The following is a 16,335-nucleotide window of genomic DNA, read 5'->3' on the forward strand; positions in this document are numbered from 1 at the left end:
CGGACCTGGGAGCGCGTCAAGTCCTCCCCCGCCGGGGGGGCGGCGCGCCCCCGCCCGCCCCGCCCGCCCCCCCGGCCGCCCCGGCCCGCCGCGCACGTCCGCACGCCGAGCTCCCGCGGCACCCGCCGCACCTGAGAACCCGAGGAGGACGAGGACATGGTCGAGAGTTCCGCCAAGGCCGCCGGCCACCCGATCCACCAGCAGCTGGTGGCCTTCCCGCTCGGGCTGCTCGCCACCGCCGTCGTGTTCGACGTCCTGGGGCTGATCACCGACGAGGACGGCTTCGCCGTCGCGAGCTACCACATGATCGCCGCCGGCGTCGTCTCCGGCCTGCTCGCGGCCGTGTTCGGCGCGATCGACTACCTCGGCGTCCCGGCCGGCACCCGCGCGCGGCGGGTCGGCGCGGTGCACGGCCTGGGCAACGTCGTGGTCGTCGCGCTGTTCGCGATCAGCTGGCTGCTCCGGGGCGACGAGGCCGCGCACGTGCCGACGACGCCGGCGTTCGTCCTGGCCCTGGTCGCCGCCGTGCTGGCGGTGGGCACCGGGTGGCTGGGCGGGGAGCTCGTCGCCCGGCTCGGTGTCGGCGTCGACCCGGACGCCTCGGTGGACACCCCGGCCTCGTTCGAGACCGGCATCCGCCTGAACCGGGGCCGCCAGCAGCGGCCGGTCCGGCGGTGAGGTCGGGGAGGAGCCGCCCCGGCCGGACCGCGGGCCCCGTGAACGCCCCCGAGATGTGAGGTGGAGCACAGCGCGCCTACTCTCGCTCGACGGCGGCCCCCGGCGCGGGCCGACCCGATCCCCGGAGAGGTGCTCATGGACGACACCGACCGCGCGGTGCGCGAGGAGTTGGAGCGGCGGCTGGCCGTCCTCGACGTCGAGGAGCGCGACGACCCCCGGCCGCCGTTCCCGCGCGGCGACATGATCGCCCTCGTGGTGATCGTCGTCGTGTCGGTCGTGATCGGCCTGATCGTGGGCCTGAGCTGATGGCCGCGCACGAGGACGTGGCCCGCGAGGCGACCTTCGGGTCGTTGCCGGTCACGCGCGACGAGCGGGTCTGGAACTTCGCCGACTTCACCTGGGTGAACATCGGGCTGGCCATCGCCACCTGGGCGTTCCTGGTGGGCGGCGCCACCGCCGCCATGGTCGGTTTCGCCGACGGCCTGCTGGCCATGGTGATCGGCAACGCGATCGGCGTGGTGATCATGCTGCTGGCCAGCGTGGTGTCCAGCCAGCGCTACGGCGTCGAGCAGTACACGGTGCTGCGCAGCGTCTTCGGCTTCGGCGGGGTGGCGCTGATCGTCTTCACCGTCATCCTGTTCACCGAGATGGGCTGGTCGTCGCTGCTCAGCGTCATGTTCGGCCGGGCGGTCAGCCAGGTGTCGAACGAGTCCCTCGGCACCTCGATCGACCCGAGCGGCCTGGCGGTCACCGCCTTCGCCCTGGTGGCGATCGTGGCCGCGTGGGTCATCCTGGCCAAGGGCCCGCTCACCATCCGGATGTTCAACCGGATCGTGGCCCCCGGACTGGCGATCCTGACCGTCGGCATGCTCGTCCTGATCTTCACCGAGACGAGCTGGGGCGAGCTCCTCGACGCCGCCCCGCTCGCGCCGTTCGAGGACGACACGCTCAACTTCGCCCTGGCCGTGGAGTTCAACCTCGGCGTCGGGTTCTCGTGGTGGCCGGTCATGGGCAGCCTCGCCCGGCTGACGACGACGCCGCGCGCGGCGATGTGGCCGGCCTTCATCGGGCTGTTCGGCGCCACGATCCTGGCCCAGGCGGTGGGCATGGCCGCCGCGCTGACCCTCGGCGACTCCGATCCGACGGTGTGGATGGTCCCGCTCGGCGGCGCCTGGCTCGGCGCGCTGGCGCTGGTGTTCGTGGCCTTCGCCAACCTGACCAGCCTGGCGTCGATCGTGTACTCCACCTGCCTGGCGCTGCGGCAGGCGGGCGGCCGCTTCCTCACCCGCGTGCCGTGGCCGTGGCTGTGCGCCGGGTTCTTCGTGCTGCCGGCGGTCCTCGCCTTCTTCCCGGGCCTGCTCTACGACCAGTTCCTGCTGTTCGTGACCTGGACCGGGGCCTTCCTCGCGGCGATCTGCGGCACCGTCATCGCCGACTACTTCCTCCTGCGCAGGCAGCGCATCGACCGGCGGGGGCTCTACAGCCACGGGGCGGCCAGCCCCTACCACTTCACGGGCGGCTTCAACATCGCCGCCCTGGTCTCCATGGCCCTCGGCGCGCTCACCTACGTGCTGCTCTACAACCCCCAGACCCTCGAGACCCGGCCGGCGTTCAACCTGCTGACCGCCTCGGTCCCGGCCGTCGTCGTGTCGGCGGTGGCGCACGTGCTGCTCACGGCGCTGCTGGTCCGCCGCGCCGGCCAGGGCGGCTACGACGCGGCCGCCGCCGTGCCCGTTCCCGACCGGTCGCGAGGGGGGAACCCCTGATGCCGCGCACCGCCCGCGCCGCCGTGCACCCGGGGACGGGGGACCGGCTGGAGATCCGCTCGGTCACCGTCGCCGACCCCGGCCCGGGGGAGGTGCTGGTCCGGCTCGGCGCCTCCGGCGTGTGCGGCTCCGACCGCCACGTCCTGGACGGCGAGTGGCACCTGCCCTCGCCCACGGTCATGGGGCACGAGGGCGCCGGCGTCGTGGAGGCGGTGGGGCCGGGCGTGCAGGACGTCGCGGTCGGCGACCACGTCGTCCTGTCCTGGTACTACCCCTGCCGGCGCTGCCGGGCCTGCGCCCAGGGCAAGGCGTGGGCCTGCACGGGCACCCGGTCGAACGAGTGCCTCCTCCCTGACGGCAGCACCCGGCTGGCCGGGGAGGACGGCGGCACGGTGTACCCGTACCTCGCGCTCGGCACGATGGGCGAGTACGCCGTGGTGACCGAGTCGGCGGCGGTGCGGATCCCGAAGGAGGTCCCCTTCGACGTCGCCAGCCTCATCGGCTGCTCGATCACCACGGGCGTCGGCGCCGTCGTCAACAACGCCCGCGTGCCGGCCGGCGCGTCGGCCGTGGTGCTGGGCTGCGGTGGCGTCGGGCTGGCGGTGGTCATGGGCCTGGCGCTCGTGGGGGCCGGCCCGATCGTCGCGGTCGACACCAGCGAGGAGAAGCTGGCGGCCGCGCGCTCGTTCGGCGCGACCCACACCGTCCGGGCCGGCGCCGAGGACGTGCCGGCGGTCGTGCGGGAGGTGACCGACGGCGGCGCCGACTTCGCGTTCGAGGTCATCGGCCGCACCGAGACGATCGAGCAGGTGCCCGGCCTGCTGACCACCGCCGGCACCGGCGTCCTCGTCGGGCTCCCCGGGGAGGGGCAGAAGGCCGCCATCGACGTCCTCGAGCTCGCCGAGTCGGGCAAGACCCTCGTCGGCTCCAACTACGGCGGCGCGGTGCCGAGCATCGACTTCCCGCGCCTCGCCCGGTTGTACCTGGACGGGAGGCTGCCGCTCGACGGCCTGATCTCCCACCGGGTCCGGCTGGACGAGGTCAACGAGGCGTTCGACGCCATGCGAGCCGGGGAGCGCACGCGCAGCGTCATCGTGTTCGACTGAGCGCATGAGCCGTTCGGTCACGGTCGCCGCCCTGCAGCTGGTCGCCGCTCGCGGGGACAAGCGGGCGAACCTGGAGGCGATCGAGGAGCTGGGCGCGGCGGCCGCGGGGGAGGGCGCGGCCGTCGTCGTCGCCCCGGAGATGGCCGTCACCGGTTACTGCTGGCCCGACGAGGACGAGATCCGCGCGCTGGCCGAGCCGCTGGACGGCCCCTCCGTGCAGCGGCTGGCCGCGCTGGCCCGCCGCACCGGCGCCTGGTTCGTCGTCGGGCTGCCCGAGGTCGACGGCGAGCTCGGCACGCTGCACAACAGCTGCGTGCTGGTGGGGCCGGACGGGCTCGAGGGGGCCTACCGGAAGATCCACCCGTTCCTCGCCGACCCGTTCTGGGCGGTCGACGGCAACGCGGTGCCACCGGTGTGGACGACGCCGGCCGGCCGCGTCAGCCCGATGATCTGCGCCGACCTCGACTACCCGGAGGTGGCGCGCTACGCCGCGCTCGCCGGGGCGGAGTGGGCCGCGGTGCCGACGGCGTGGGTGGACGAGCCGGGGCCCAGCGCCAGCTGGCGGTTGCGTGCCTGGGAGAACGGCCTGCCCGTGGTGGCGGCGGACATGGCCGGCGCCGAGCTGGGCGTGCAGTTCAGCGGCGGCAGCGCCGTGCTCGGGCCCACCGGTGAGGTGCTGGCGTCGCGGGACGCCGGCGCCGGCGTCGTGCTGGCGACCCTGGACCTCGAGGCCGCCGCCCGGGCGCGCGCCGCGGCGCTGGCGGGCCGGCGGCCTCAGGAGTACCACCCGCTCGCGCTCAGCAAGCGGTGGCCGCGGCGGTCGGTGGACGCGCTGTTCGGGGAGCCCCCGACGCAGGACCGCGTGACCGTCGCCGTCCTCTCCGGCGACGCGGGAGCGCTGCCGGCCCCGCCGGGCGGCGTGGGCCTGGCCGTGCTCCCCGCCTTCCACCTGTGCGGGGGCCGGCCCGCGGACCCCCAGGCCGCCGCGGCGGCCGCGCGGGCGTGGCCCGCCGCGCTGGACCGGCTGCGGGGCCTCGCCCGGGAGGCCGGTTGCGAGGTGGTGACCTCGCTCGTCGAGCCGGGGGAGGGGGACGCCCTGCACCACACCGTCGTGGCGGTCACCGCCGACGGGGAGATCGCCCGGCACCGCGCCACGCACCTGGGACCGCACGCCGCGTGGGCGGCGCCGGGTCCGGGCCCGGGTCGGCCGCTGCTCCGGCCGTGGGGACGGCTCGGGCTGCTGGCCGGGGAGGAGCTCGAACCCTTCGAGCCCTCGCGGACCCTCGCCCTCCGGGAGGCCGACGTGCTGGCGGTCCCGGCGGCGGTCGCGTGGCCGTGGCCGGTGGCCTTCCCCGGGTCCGACGTCCCCCTCGGCCCCGCGCTGCAGACGCCGGACCCGTGCTTCGCGCACCCCGTGCGGCTGCGGGCCGGTGACTCCCACGTCTGGATCGCGATGGCGAACGCGCCCGGTCCGACCCCCGGGGGCGTCTTCGCCCCGGACCACGTGCGGGTGCCGCGCGCCGAGGCCCTGGCCGACCGGCCCGGGTGGACCGCGTTCACCTGCGCCACCCGCGGGCCGGACGAGCTCGGCCTCACCTGCGAGGAGAAACCCCAGCTGCTCCGCCGCCGGGCCGACCTCCTGGCGACCCGGCTGCTCGCACCTCCGCGCTGAGGCGGTCGCCGGCTGCGCCGGACGGCGGTTCCGCCGTCGGGGGCGCGTCCCGCTCGCCGGGGCTGCCATACGGTGGGTCGGCCGCGGCGAGCCCCGCTACGGCCTGGCGACCGAGCCGAGGAGGGGAGCCCGTGGCCGGCCCTCTGCTCGCGACCAAGCTGCACGTCCCGCGGCGGCGGCGCGGCGTGGTGCCGCGCCCCCGGCTGACCGAGCGGCTGGACCGGGGTGCGGAGGGGACGCTGACCCTCGTGTCGGCCCCGGCCGGCTTCGGCAAGACGACCCTGCTCACCGACTGGCTGGCCGCCGGCGGGCGGTCGGCGGCGTGGGTCTCGCTGGACCAGCGGGACGACGACCCGGTGGTGTTCTGGACCTACCTGCTCACCGCGGTGCGGACGGCGCACGGGGTGGGCGCGGGGGCGCTGGCGCTGCTGCAGTCGTCCCGGGCGCCGATCGACGAGGTCCTCGCGGTGCTGGTCAACGAGCTCGACGCCGTCGCCGACGACGTGGTGCTCGTGCTCGACGACTACCACGTCGTCGCGACGCGGGCGGTGCACGACGGGGTGGCCTTCCTGCTCGACCACCTGCCCCCGCAGGTCCACCTGGTGATCGCCACCCGCGCCGACCCGGCCCTGCCGCTGGCGCGGCTGCGGGCGCGCGGCGAGCTCGTCGAGGTCCGCGCCGACGACCTGCGCTTCACCGCCGAGGAGGCCGCGGCCTACCTGGGCGAGGCGATGGGCCCGGTGCTCAGCGCGGACGACGTTGCCGCCCTCGAGGGCCGCACGGAGGGGTGGATCGCCGCGCTCCAGCTCGCCGCCCTGTCCCTGCGGGGCCGGGACGACGTGGCGGGGTTCATCGCGGGGTTCGCCGGCGACGACCGGTACGTCGTCGACTACCTGGTCGAGGAGGTCCTGCAGCGGCAGCCCGACGACGTCCGCGACTTCCTCCTGCGGACGTCGGTGCTGAGCCGGCTGAGCGGTCCGCTCTGCGACGCCGTCGTCGGCGGGGACGGCGGTCGCGCGACGCTGGAGGCCCTCGACCGGGCGAACCTCTTCCTGGTGCCGCTCGACGACCGCCGCCACTGGTACCGCTACCACCACCTGTTCGCCGACGTGCTGCAGGCGCGGCTGCTGGACGAGCAGCCCGGTCGCGTGCGGGAGCTGCACCGGCGGGCGAGCGGCTGGCACGCGGAGCACGGCGAGCCGTCGGAGGCGATCCGCCACGCCTTGGCGGCGGGGGACGCCGAGCGGGCCGCGGACCTGGTCGAGCGGGCGGTGCCGGAGGCGCGGCGTGACCGCCAGGAGACCACGCTGCGCCACTGGTTCGAGGCGCTGCCGGACGAGGTCCTGCGCGCGCGGCCGGCGCTGGGCGTCACGTACGCCGGCACCCTCCTGCAGCACGGCGAGACCACGGGCATCGCCGAGCGGCTCCGCGACGCCGAGCACCGGCTGGACGCGGCGCCGGCGGCAGCCGCCGCCCGGGTCCGCGGCGAGATCGCCCTCTACCGCGCCGCGCTGGCCCAGGTGGCGGGCGACCCGGCGGAGACGGTCGCCCAGGCCCGTCGCGTGCTGGACCTCGCCGGAGAGGAGGAGCACCTGCTGCGCGGCGCGGCGGCCGGCATCCTCGGCCTCGCCTCCTGGAGCATCGGCGACCTCGCGACCGCGCACCGCTGGTGGTCGGACTCCCACGCGCACCTGGGCAGTGCCGGGCACCACGCGGACACGCTCGGGGTGGCCATCGCGCTCGCCGACATCCGGATCGCGCAGGGCCGGCTCCGCGACGCGATGGACACCTACCGGCTGGGGCTGGCGGTCGCGACGCGGGACGCGCGGGTGCTGAGGGGCGCGGCGGACATGCACGTGGGGCTCGGCGAGCTGTCCGTCGAGCTCGACGACCTCGCGGCCGCCCGGCGGCACCTCGCGGCGAGCCGCGAACTGGGTGAGCACGCCGGCCTGCCGCAGAACCGGCACCGCTGGCGGGTGGCGATGGCGCGGGTCCTGCAGGCGGAGGGCGACCTCGCCGGCGCCGTCGAGCTGCTCGACGAGGCCGAGGAGCTCTACGTCAGCGACATGTTCCCCGACGTGCGGCCGATCGCGGCCCGGCGCGCGCGGGTGCGGATCGCCCAGGGCCGGGCGGGGGAGGCGCTCGGCCGGGCACGCCGGCTCGGGCTGGGGGTCGACGACGAGCCGTCCTACCTGCGCGAGTTCGAGCACGTCACGCTGGCCCGGGGCCTCCTGGCGCAGCACGCGGCGTCGGGGGACCCGGCGCCGCTGGCCGCCGCGACCGGGCTGCTCGACCGGCTGCTGCGCGCGGCGGAGGACGGCGCGCGCGACGGGAGCGTGCTCGAGCTGCTGGTCCTGCGGGCGCTCGCGCTGCGCGCCCGGGGCGACGTCACCGCCGCGCTGGGCTCGCTGGAACGCGCGCTGGTCCTCGCGGAGCCCGAGGGCCACGTGCGCGTCTTCACGGACGAGGGACCGCCGATGGCCGCGCTGCTGAGGGCCGTCGCCGGGCAGGGCGCGGCATCCGGCTACGCCCGCCGGCTCCTCGCCGCCGGCACCCCGGCCCAGGGTCGGGGGCCGGTGCGGCAACGGGGCCTCGTCGACCCGCTCAGCGCCCGGGAGCTGGAGGTGCTCCGGTTGCTCGGCACCGACCTCGACGGCCCGGGCATCGCCCGCGAGCTCGTGGTCTCGCTCAACACGGTGCGGACCCACACCAAGAACATCTACGCCAAGCTCGGCGTGACCAACCGCCGGGCAGCGCTGCGCCGGGCCGCGGAGCTCGACCTGCTCGCGCGCCCTGGCGACTGATCCCGCGCCCCGCCGCCTCGGGATCACCACCCGGATCACCACCCGTGGTGATCCGCGCTCACCACCCCCGCTCCTAGCTTTCGTGCACCGACGAGAGCGAGAGTCCCGATGAGCGCATCCCCCGCCGACCGCCCCGACGGCTCCCCGCGGTACGAGATCCGGCTGCAGGGCCGCCTCGCCCCCCGGTGGGCCGCCTGGTTCGACGGGCTGCGCCTCACCTCCGAGGCCGACGGCACCACGACGATCAGCGGCCCGGTGGTCGACCAGGCGGCGCTGCACGGCCTCCTGCAGCGCGTGCGCGACATCGGCCTCCCGCTGCTCTCGGTCGCGCGGCTCGACGGCGAGCCGCCGCACACCCCTCCTGACCCACCCCGCCGACCCCGAAGGGGAGCGCCATGACCACCACCGTGCCCGCGCCCGCGGCGACCCGACCGTCGCCCGACCCGATGCGCAGGACGTCCCGGGCCGCCGGGATCCTGTACCTGCTCACGTTCGTCTCGATGCCCACCCTCGCGCTGTACCAGGGCGTGCGGGGCGAGGCCGACTTCGTGCTCGGCGCCGGCAGCGACACCGGCGTCCTGCTGGCGGCCTTCACCGAGGTCGTCGTCGCGCTGGCCGGCATCGGCACCGCGGTGGTGCTCTTCCCGGTGGCGAAGCGGGTCAGCGAGACCGCCGCGCTCGGCTTCGTCACCTCCCGCGTGGTCGAGGGCGCCCTGATCGTCGTCGGCGTCGTCAGCGTGCTGACGCTGCTCACCCTGCGCACCGACGTCGCGGGCACCGCCGGCGCCGACCCGGCCGCGCTGGTCACGACCGGCCACGCCCTGAGCGCGGTCTACGACTGGACGTTCCTGCTCTCGCAGAGCCTCATGCCGGTGTTCAACGGGCTGTGCCTGGGCTACGTCCTGTACCGCTCCGGCCTCGTGCCGCGCATCCTGCCCGCCCTGGGGCTCGTCGGCGCGCCGCTGCTGCTCGCCTCCGACGTCGCGATCTTCTTCGGCCTCTACGACCGCGCCGCCCCGGTCGCCGCCCTCGCCGCCGTCCCGATCGCCGTGTGGGAGTTCTCCCTCGGCGTCTACCTGACCGTCAAGGGCTTCCGGCCCGCCGCCGTGGCCGCCCTCCCGCCCGCGCAGGCCGCCCGATGAGGGCCGCGGTCCGCCACCGGTTCGGCGGTCCGGACGTCGTGCTGGTCGAGGAAGTCCCACGGCCGACGATCGGCGCCGGCGACGTGCTCGTCCGGGTGCACGCCAGCACCGTCAGCGCCGCCGACCACCGCGCCCGCAGCCGCGAGGTGCCCCGCGGCCTCGGCCTGCTCGCAGCGGCAGGCATCGGCGCCTTCCGGCCCAGGCACCGGGTGCTGGGCATGGACGTCGCCGGCGTCGTCGAGGCCGTCGGCGCAGGTGTTCCGCGGTTCGCCCCCGGCGACGAGGTGATCGCGATGCTCGGCGCGAACTTCGGCGGGCACGCCGAGTACGCCCGCGTGCGGCCGGGCGACGCCATCGCCCGCAAGCCGCGCACCATGACGTTCGAGGACGCCGTCACGCTCGTCTTCGGCGGGCTCACCGCCCGCGGCTTCCTGCAGCAGGCCGACCTGGCGCCGGGCGCGGCGGTGCTGGTCAACGGCGCCTCGGGCGCGGTGGGGACCGCGGCGGTGCAGCTGGCCGCGCACGCCGGCGCGCACGTGACCGGCGTCTGCAGCGGGGCGAACCGGGAGCTGGTGACCTCGCTCGGCGCTCATCGGGTGGTCGACCGCACGACCGAGGACTTCACCGCGCAGGCGGCGACCTACGACGTGATCGTCGACTGCGTCGGCAACGCGCCGTTCGAGCGCGTGCGGCACCTGCTGCGCCCGCGTGGCGCGCTGCTGCTGGTCATCGCCGACCTGCGGGGCCTCGTCCTGGCGCCGCTGCGCAGCCGGCGCACCGGCCACCGGGTCACCGCCGACGTCGGAGAGCCCACCGGCGAGGACCTCGCCGTCCTGGTCGACCTCGCGGAGGCCGGTGCCTACCGGGCCGTGCGCGACCGCACCTACGACCTCGCCGGCATCGCCGAGGCGCACCGCTACGTCGACACCGGGCGCAAGCGCGGCAACGTCGTCGTCCGCATCCCCGGCGGCGAGCCCGGGCCGGCGCCGTCGTCCGCCGCTGCGACGACCGGTGAGGTGCCGTCATGATGGACGCGCACGCCCAGCAGCGACCCGGCGCGGAACGCCGGTCGCGGTCGCCGCGTTGCTCCGCGGGGGCGCCCTCCACCGCCCCGACCCGCCCCGTCGAAGAGAGACATGAGCACCGATCACAGTCCCAAGGCCGCGCACCTCCGGATCACCGAGGCGGTGCGCGGCCGGTGACCGAAGTCCTCTCGCTCCTGCTCGGCGTGCTCGTCGTGCTGGCGATCACGGTGGCGACCGGCTACTTCGTGGCCCAGGAGTTCGCCTTCATGGCGGTCGACCGCTCCGCGCTCGCCGCCCGGGCCGGCACCGGTGACGCCGGCGCCGAGCGCGCCCTGGCCGTCACGCGCCGCACCTCCTTCATGCTCTCGGGCGCGCAGCTCGGCATCACCATCACCGGGCTGCTGGTGGGCTACGTCGCCGAGCCGCTGATCGGGGAGTCGCTCGGCGCGCTGCTCGGCGGCGTCGGCATCCCGACCGCGGTCGGCGTCGCCGTCGGCGCGGTGCTGGCGCTGCTGTTCTCCACGATCGTGCAGATGCTGTTCGGCGAGCTGTTCCCGAAGAACCTGGCCATCGCCCGCGCCGAGCCGGTGGCCCGCTGGCTCGGCGCCTCCACCACGGTGTACCTGACCGTCTTCGGCTGGCTGATCGCGGTGTTCGACAAGGCGTCGAACCTGCTGCTGCGGGCGCTGCGGATCGAGCCGGTGCACGACGTCGAGCACGCCGCCACCGCCCGCGACCTGGAGCACATCGTGGAGGAGTCCCGGGAGAGCGGCGACCTGCCGGCGGAGCTGTCGATGCTGGTCGACCGGATCCTCGACTTCCCCGACCGCGACGTCGAGCACGCCATGATCCCCCGGCCGCGGGTCGACACCGTCGCCACCACCGACACCCTCGGCCGGCTGCGCGAGCTCATGGCGCAGGGCCACTCCCGCTACCCGGTGCTCGACGCCGGCACCGGCGACGTGGTCGGCGTGGTGCAGCTGGCCGACCTGCTCGGCACCGCCGAGCCCGACACCGCGCCGGTGACCGCCATCGCCCGCGACAGCCTGGCCGTGTCCACCTTCACCCGGCTGCCCGACGCCCTGCGCCGGCTCGCCGAGACCGACAACCAGCTGGCCTGCGTCATCGACGAGTACGGCGGGTTCGCCGGCGTGATCACCCTGGAGGACCTCGCCGAGGAGCTGGTCGGCGAGATCACCGACGAGCACGACGACGACGTCGACCCCGGCTACGTCCCGGTCGAGGGCGACGGCGTGTGGGAGATGGCCGGCGACGTGCACGTCGACGAGGTCGAGCGCGCCCTGGGCGTCGACCTGCCGCGCGGGCCCTACGAGACGATCGCCGGCCTGGTCATCGCCGCCGCCGGCACCCTCCCGGAGCCCGGCGCCCGGCTGACCGTCGAGCTGCCGCCCGATCCCGGCGACCTGGTCCACGCCGACGACCCCGCCCCGCGGCACCTGCGGGTGCGGGTGCTCGCCGTGGACCGGCACGTGCCCTCCCGGGTGCGCCTGGAGATGCCCGACCGCGTCCCCGCCGACGGCGCCGCCGAGGGGACCGCCCGATGAGCGAGAACCCGTGGGTGGTCCTCGGCGCCACCGTCGTCATCGTCGCCCTGTCCGCCTTCTTCGTCGCCGTCGAGTTCGCCGCGCTGGCCGCCAAGCGGCACCGGCTGGAGGAGGCCGCGCCCGCGAGCCGGTCGGCCCGCGCGGCGCTGCGCAACTCCTCCGAGCTGACCCTGCTGCTGGCCGGCTCCCAGCTGGGCATCACCGCCGCCACCCTGGCCCTCGGCGCGATCAGCAAGCCGGCGGTGCACCACTGGCTCACGCCGCTGTTCGCGAGCTGGGGCCTGCCGGTGGCCGCCGCCGACGTCGCCGGGTTCGTCCTGGCGCTGCTGGTCGTGACCTTCGTCCACCTGGTGGTCGGCGAGATGGCCCCGAAGTCGTGGGCGATCGCCCACCCGGAGCGCTCGGCCACCCTGCTCGCGCTGCCGATGCGGGCGTTCATGGCGGTGTTCCGGCCGCTGCTGCGCGCGCTCAACGCCGCGGCCAACGCCCTGGTCCGCCGGGCGGGCGTGGAGCCGGCCGACGAGGTCGCCGTCGGGCACAGCCCCGACGCGCTGCGCCACCTGGTGGAGCACTCGGCCAACGTCGGCGCCCTGGACGCCGGCTTCTCCACGCAGATCTCCGGCGCCCTGGAGCTCGAGCGGATGACCGTCCGCGAGCTCGTCGCGCCCGACGCCCCGCTGGTCGCGGTGCCGGCCGACGCCACCGTCGGCGCCGTCCGGGAGACGACCCGGTCGACCGGGCACCTGCGCATCCTGCTCGGCGACCGGGCGCGGCTGACCGGCGTGGTGCACGTCCGCGACACCCTCACCGCGCCGGGTGGGACGCCCGCGGCGGAGCTGGCCCGGCCGGTGTTCACCCTCGACGCCGGCACCACCGTGCACGCCGCGCTCAAGGCGATGCGGGAGACCCGCAACCACCTGGCCGTCCTCACCGACGGCGGCGCCGTCCTCGGCGTCGTCACCCTGGCCGACGTGCTGCGCCGGTTGTTCCCGCAGCCGACCACCACCGGGGCCTGACCGGCGGTGCCGGCCGCCCCGGCGGTGGTCGCCGGGCGTCAGGGAGGCCCCGGCTGGGTACCCACCGCGGCATGAGCTCCGAGGACAAGGCGAGGAACAAGCTCGACGAGCTGGCCGGCAAGGCCAAGGAGGCGGTCGGCCGCGCCACCGGCGACCCCGCCCTCGAGGACGCCGGCAAGCGCGAGCAGGCCGCGAGCAACCTCAAGCAGGCCGGCGAGAAGGTCAAGGACGCCTTCAAGTAGGCCGCCGCCCGCCGGCTCCTGCTACTCGATGAGCGCGAGCTGCTGGTTGATCTCGCGGGGGTTGGAGTCGCCGGCGACCTTCTGCAGGAAGGGCGTGTGGTCGAAGACGAAGTCGCGGATCGGCCGCAGCGGGGCCGGCGCGTGGTGGAACACCTTGCCGAGCACCCACGCCATCCGGACCTGCTTCGCGGTGTGCGGCTTGCGCGGGTCCTCGTAGGACTGCAGCGCCCGGGCCACCGCGGCGGGGTCGGTCAGGTCGACGCCGCGGAGCGCGACCCCCAGGAAGTAGCCGTCCTCGATCGACATGCCGGCGCCGTAGGCCGCGTACGGCGAGGTCGGGTGGGCGGCATCACCGACCAGCGTCGCCCGCCCCCTCGACCACTGCTCCAGCGCCGGCCGGTCGCGCAGCACCCAGCGCTGCACGTCCTCCGGCTTCGTCGCGGCGATCAGGCCGGGCAGCGGCGCGGGGAACCCCGCGGCCAGCTCCAGGGCCGCGGCCCGGAGGTCGGCCGGCGCCGGCGCGTCGGGGTCGGTCGCGGTGAGCACCCACCACTGGTGCCCGTCGCGGCCCTTGTGCCGGATCGACGTCCAGCTGCCCTGGACGGTCCGGCTGTGCGTGAGGACGCACTTGTTCGGCACGGTGCCCGCGACGTCGGCGAAGGTGAAGCCGCCGAAGATGTGCAGCCGGTGCTCCCGCTTGGGCGCGTCGCCCCACAGCGTGCGGCGGACCAGGGAGTCGATGCCGTCGGCGCCGACCAGCACGTCGTGCTCGGCGGTCGACCCGTCGGCGAAGTGCAGCGTGACCGCCCGCTCGTCCTGCTCGATCCGCTCCACCCGCGAGTCGAAGCGGATCACGCCGTCGGGGATCGCGGCGAGCATCCGCTCGTACAGCTCCGGGCGGAGCAAGCCGATGAAGCCGCCGCCGAACTCCCGCCTCACGTCCTCGTCGAGCTTGACGTCCACGCGCACCTGGCCGCGGATGTTGCGGAACTCCGAGTGCGTGGGCGCGCCGAGGTCGTGGGTGTCCACGCCCAGCGCGCGCAGCGCCTTCAGCGGCGGCGGCCACAGGTTGAGGATGTTGCCGGCCGGCCGCGCCTCCCGGTAGCGCTCGTGCACGACGACGTCGTGCCCGGCCCGGAGCGCGCCCAGCGCCGCGGCCATGCCGGCCGGGCCGGCGCCGAGGACGGCGACCCGGCCCCGGGGGGAGGGGGAGAAGGGGGGCATCGAGCACCTCGGCGTGGTCGGGACCGAACAGTAACGAGCGCTACGGTTAGCATGGGACCGTAGCGCGCGTCACTGTCCTGTCAAGGTGCGTCGGGGAGGATGGGCCCGTGGATGCCGACCTCGAGGTGCGCCCGCCGAAGCAGCGGCGCAGCCGCGAGGCGTGGAACCGCGTCCTCGACGCGGGCGTGGCGATCCTCGAGGACGGCGGCTACGACGCGTTCACCATCGCCGCCGTCTGCGCGCGGGCGCAGGTGGCGCCTCCCGCCCTCTACGCGCGCACCACCAGCAAGGACGCCCTGTTCCTCGCGGTGTACGAGCACGGCATCGGCCGGCTGCGCGCCGAGCAGGACGTCTTCGAGGACCACGCACGCTGGGCCGGGCTGGCACCGCCCGATCTCGTGCGCGCGGCGGTGGCCGAGATGGTCGGGATCTCGCTGCGCCACGAGCGGTTCCTGCGCGCCGTCGTCCTCGTCTCCGCGGCGCACTCCGAGGTCCGCCGGCGCGGCTCGCGCTACGCCCAGGAGCTGGGGGAGGGGTTCCTCCGCGTGGTGCTGGGAGCGGGCGACGCCATCGCGCACCCCGACCCGGAGGCCGCGGTGCGCTCGGTGTTCGGGACGGTCTTCGCGACGTCGGTGATCCGGGTGGCGTACGGGCCCGGGTTCGCCACGCCGGCCCCGACGGACGACGAGCGCTTCGTCGCCGACCTGGGCGAGACGGCGGTGCGCTACCTGCTGACCGCCCCCGCCTGACCCGGACGGCGCGCGCTCGCCCGGGCGCCGCCGCGGAGCCCCGCCGTCCGGCCCCGGTGGCACGGGCTCCGGCCGCACCCGCGAGGATCGGCGGCAACCGCCTTCCCCGAGGAGATCCGCTGACATGCCCGAGGCCCTGCTGCTCGAGAACATCGACCCGGTGGCGGTGGACCTGCTGTCCGCCGGCGGCTACCAGGTCGAGGCCCTGCGCGGTGCGTTGGACGAGGCCGACCTGATCGCCGCCCTCGACGGCGTCGAGCTGCTCGGCATCCGGTCGAAGACCCAGGTGACCGCGGAGGTGGTGAAGAGCCGCCCGGACCTGGCGGCAGTGGGCGCGTTCTGCATCGGCACCAACCAGATCGACCTGGTCGCCGCGGTCGCGGCCGGGGTGGCGGTGTTCAACGCGCCGTACTCGAACACCCGCAGCGTCGTCGAGCTGGCGATCGCGGAGATCATCAGCCTGGCCCGGCGCCTCAGCGACCGGGACCGCGCGCTGCACGCCGGGATCTGGGACAAGTCGGCCACCGGCAGCCACGAGATCCGCGGGCGGACGCTGGGCATCGTCGGGTACGGCAACATCGGCAGCCAGCTGTCGGTGCTGGCCGAGGCCCTGGGCATGCGGGTGCTGTTCTACGACCTCGAGGACAAGCTGGCCCTGGGCAACGCCGAGGCCTGCGGCAGCCTCGAGGAGCTGCTCGAGCGCGCCGAGACGGTGACGCTGCACGTCGACGGGCGGGCCGGCAACGCGGGCCTGTTCGGCGCCGAGCAGTTCGCCCGGATGCGGCCGCGCAGCCTGTTCCTCAACCTCTCCCGCGGGTTCGTCGTCGACCACGAGGCGCTGCGCGAGCACATCCTCAGCGGCCACATCGCGGGCGCGGCCGTCGACGTGTTCCCCGACGAGCCGAAGGAGCAGGGCGACGCGTTCCACTCCGTGCTGCGCGGGCTGCCCAACGTCATCCTCACCCCGCACGTCGGCGGCTCGACCCAGGAGGCGCAGTACGACATCGGCCGGTTCGTCGCCGGCAAGCTGGTCGACTACTCCCGCACGGGGACGACGACGCTGAGCGTCAACCTCCCCGCGGTGGCCCTGCACGGCTCCTCGGCCGCCCGGTTCGCGCTGCTGCACCACAACGTGCCCGGCGTGCTGGCCCGCGCCGACGCGCTGATCGGCGAGCACGGGCTCAACGTGGACGGCCAGGTCCTCGCCACCCGCGGCCAGCTCGGCTACGTGGTCACCGACGTCAACGGCGAGCTGCCGCCGGCCCTGCTGGCCGCGCTGCGGGCGCTGCCCGAGACCGTCCGCCTGACGACGTTCCCGGGCTGACCCTGGCCCCCGCCCGCCCGGT

Annotated in this window: 15 protein-coding genes; 14 read left to right on the top strand and 1 reads right to left on the bottom strand. The window is 75.7% G+C overall.

Annotated elements, in window-relative coordinates; translation table 11 throughout:
• The first annotated feature begins 156 nt into the window (after positions 1-156).
• From ACI78S_RS21825 to ACI78S_RS21880, 12 genes are all read left to right on the top strand, one after another.
• Complete coding sequence (locus tag ACI78S_RS21825) at positions 157-678, top strand: DUF2231 domain-containing protein (protein ID WP_456977072.1); 522 nt, start codon at positions 157-159, stop codon at positions 676-678.
• A gap of 135 nt (positions 679-813) precedes the next feature.
• On the top strand, positions 814-984 hold the full coding sequence (locus ACI78S_RS21830) for a hypothetical protein (RefSeq protein ID WP_456977073.1): 171 nt from the start codon (positions 814-816) through the stop codon (positions 982-984).
• On the top strand, positions 984-2,444 hold the full coding sequence (locus ACI78S_RS21835; RefSeq protein ID WP_456977074.1) for a purine-cytosine permease family protein: 1,461 nt from the start codon (positions 984-986) through the stop codon (positions 2,442-2,444). The genes ACI78S_RS21830 and ACI78S_RS21835 overlap by 1 nt, the downstream gene beginning before the upstream one ends.
• Positions 2,444-3,550: an alcohol dehydrogenase catalytic domain-containing protein gene (locus ACI78S_RS21840; RefSeq protein ID WP_456977075.1), complete on the top strand. Its 1,107-nt coding sequence runs from the start codon at positions 2,444-2,446 to the stop codon at positions 3,548-3,550. The genes ACI78S_RS21835 and ACI78S_RS21840 overlap by 1 nt, the downstream gene beginning before the upstream one ends.
• A gap of 4 nt (positions 3,551-3,554) precedes the next feature.
• Positions 3,555-5,222: a nitrilase-related carbon-nitrogen hydrolase gene (locus tag ACI78S_RS21845; RefSeq protein ID WP_456977076.1), complete on the top strand. Its 1,668-nt coding sequence runs from the start codon at positions 3,555-3,557 to the stop codon at positions 5,220-5,222.
• Positions 5,223-5,353: 131 nt separating this feature from the next.
• Positions 5,354-8,026, top strand: a complete 2,673-nt coding sequence (locus ACI78S_RS21850) for a LuxR C-terminal-related transcriptional regulator (RefSeq protein ID WP_456977077.1) — start codon at positions 5,354-5,356, stop codon at positions 8,024-8,026.
• Positions 8,027-8,134: 108 nt separating this feature from the next.
• Positions 8,135-8,425, top strand: a complete 291-nt coding sequence (locus ACI78S_RS21855) for a hypothetical protein (protein WP_456977078.1) — start codon at positions 8,135-8,137, stop codon at positions 8,423-8,425.
• Positions 8,422-9,168 carry a DUF4386 domain-containing protein gene (locus tag ACI78S_RS21860; RefSeq protein WP_456977079.1) on the top strand — a complete coding sequence of 249 codons (747 nt, stop codon included), beginning with the start codon at positions 8,422-8,424 and terminating at the stop codon, positions 9,166-9,168. The genes ACI78S_RS21855 and ACI78S_RS21860 overlap by 4 nt, the downstream gene beginning before the upstream one ends.
• Positions 9,165-10,196, top strand: a complete 1,032-nt coding sequence (locus tag ACI78S_RS21865) for an NAD(P)-dependent alcohol dehydrogenase (protein WP_456977080.1) — start codon at positions 9,165-9,167, stop codon at positions 10,194-10,196. The genes ACI78S_RS21860 and ACI78S_RS21865 overlap by 4 nt, the downstream gene beginning before the upstream one ends.
• Before the next feature lie 170 nt (positions 10,197-10,366).
• Positions 10,367-11,758 carry a hemolysin family protein gene (locus tag ACI78S_RS21870; protein ID WP_456977081.1) on the top strand — a complete coding sequence of 464 codons (1,392 nt, stop codon included), beginning with the start codon at positions 10,367-10,369 and terminating at the stop codon, positions 11,756-11,758.
• Positions 11,755-12,774: a CNNM domain-containing protein gene (locus tag ACI78S_RS21875; RefSeq protein WP_456977082.1), complete on the top strand. Its 1,020-nt coding sequence runs from the start codon at positions 11,755-11,757 to the stop codon at positions 12,772-12,774. The genes ACI78S_RS21870 and ACI78S_RS21875 overlap by 4 nt, the downstream gene beginning before the upstream one ends.
• 71 nt (positions 12,775-12,845) lie before the next feature.
• Positions 12,846-13,016, top strand: coding sequence for a CsbD family protein (locus tag ACI78S_RS21880; RefSeq protein WP_456977083.1), 171 nt, complete (start codon positions 12,846-12,848; stop codon positions 13,014-13,016).
• Between the two features lie 21 nt (positions 13,017-13,037).
• On the opposite strand, the gene ACI78S_RS21885 is transcribed toward ACI78S_RS21880, so the two are convergent.
• Entirely contained in the window at positions 13,038-14,240 is a 1,203-nt protein-coding gene (locus tag ACI78S_RS21885; RefSeq protein ID WP_456977084.1) for an FAD-dependent oxidoreductase, read from the bottom strand.
• Positions 14,241-14,347: 107 nt separating this feature from the next.
• Here ACI78S_RS21885 and ACI78S_RS21890 point away from each other — a divergent pair, with 107 nt between their 5' ends.
• Both ACI78S_RS21890 and serA read left to right on the top strand, forming a co-directional pair.
• A complete protein-coding gene (locus ACI78S_RS21890) occupies positions 14,348-14,989 on the top strand; it encodes a TetR/AcrR family transcriptional regulator (protein ID WP_456977085.1) in 642 nt (213 codons plus the stop codon).
• A gap of 124 nt (positions 14,990-15,113) precedes the next feature.
• The gene (gene serA, locus ACI78S_RS21895; RefSeq protein WP_456977086.1) at positions 15,114-16,313 is read left to right on the top strand and encodes a phosphoglycerate dehydrogenase; all 1,200 of its coding nucleotides are present in this window, start codon (positions 15,114-15,116) and stop codon (positions 16,311-16,313) included.
• The last annotated feature ends 22 nt before the right edge of the window (positions 16,314-16,335 follow it).

The sequence above is a fragment of the Geodermatophilus sp. SYSU D00815 genome, from assembly GCF_054050035.1.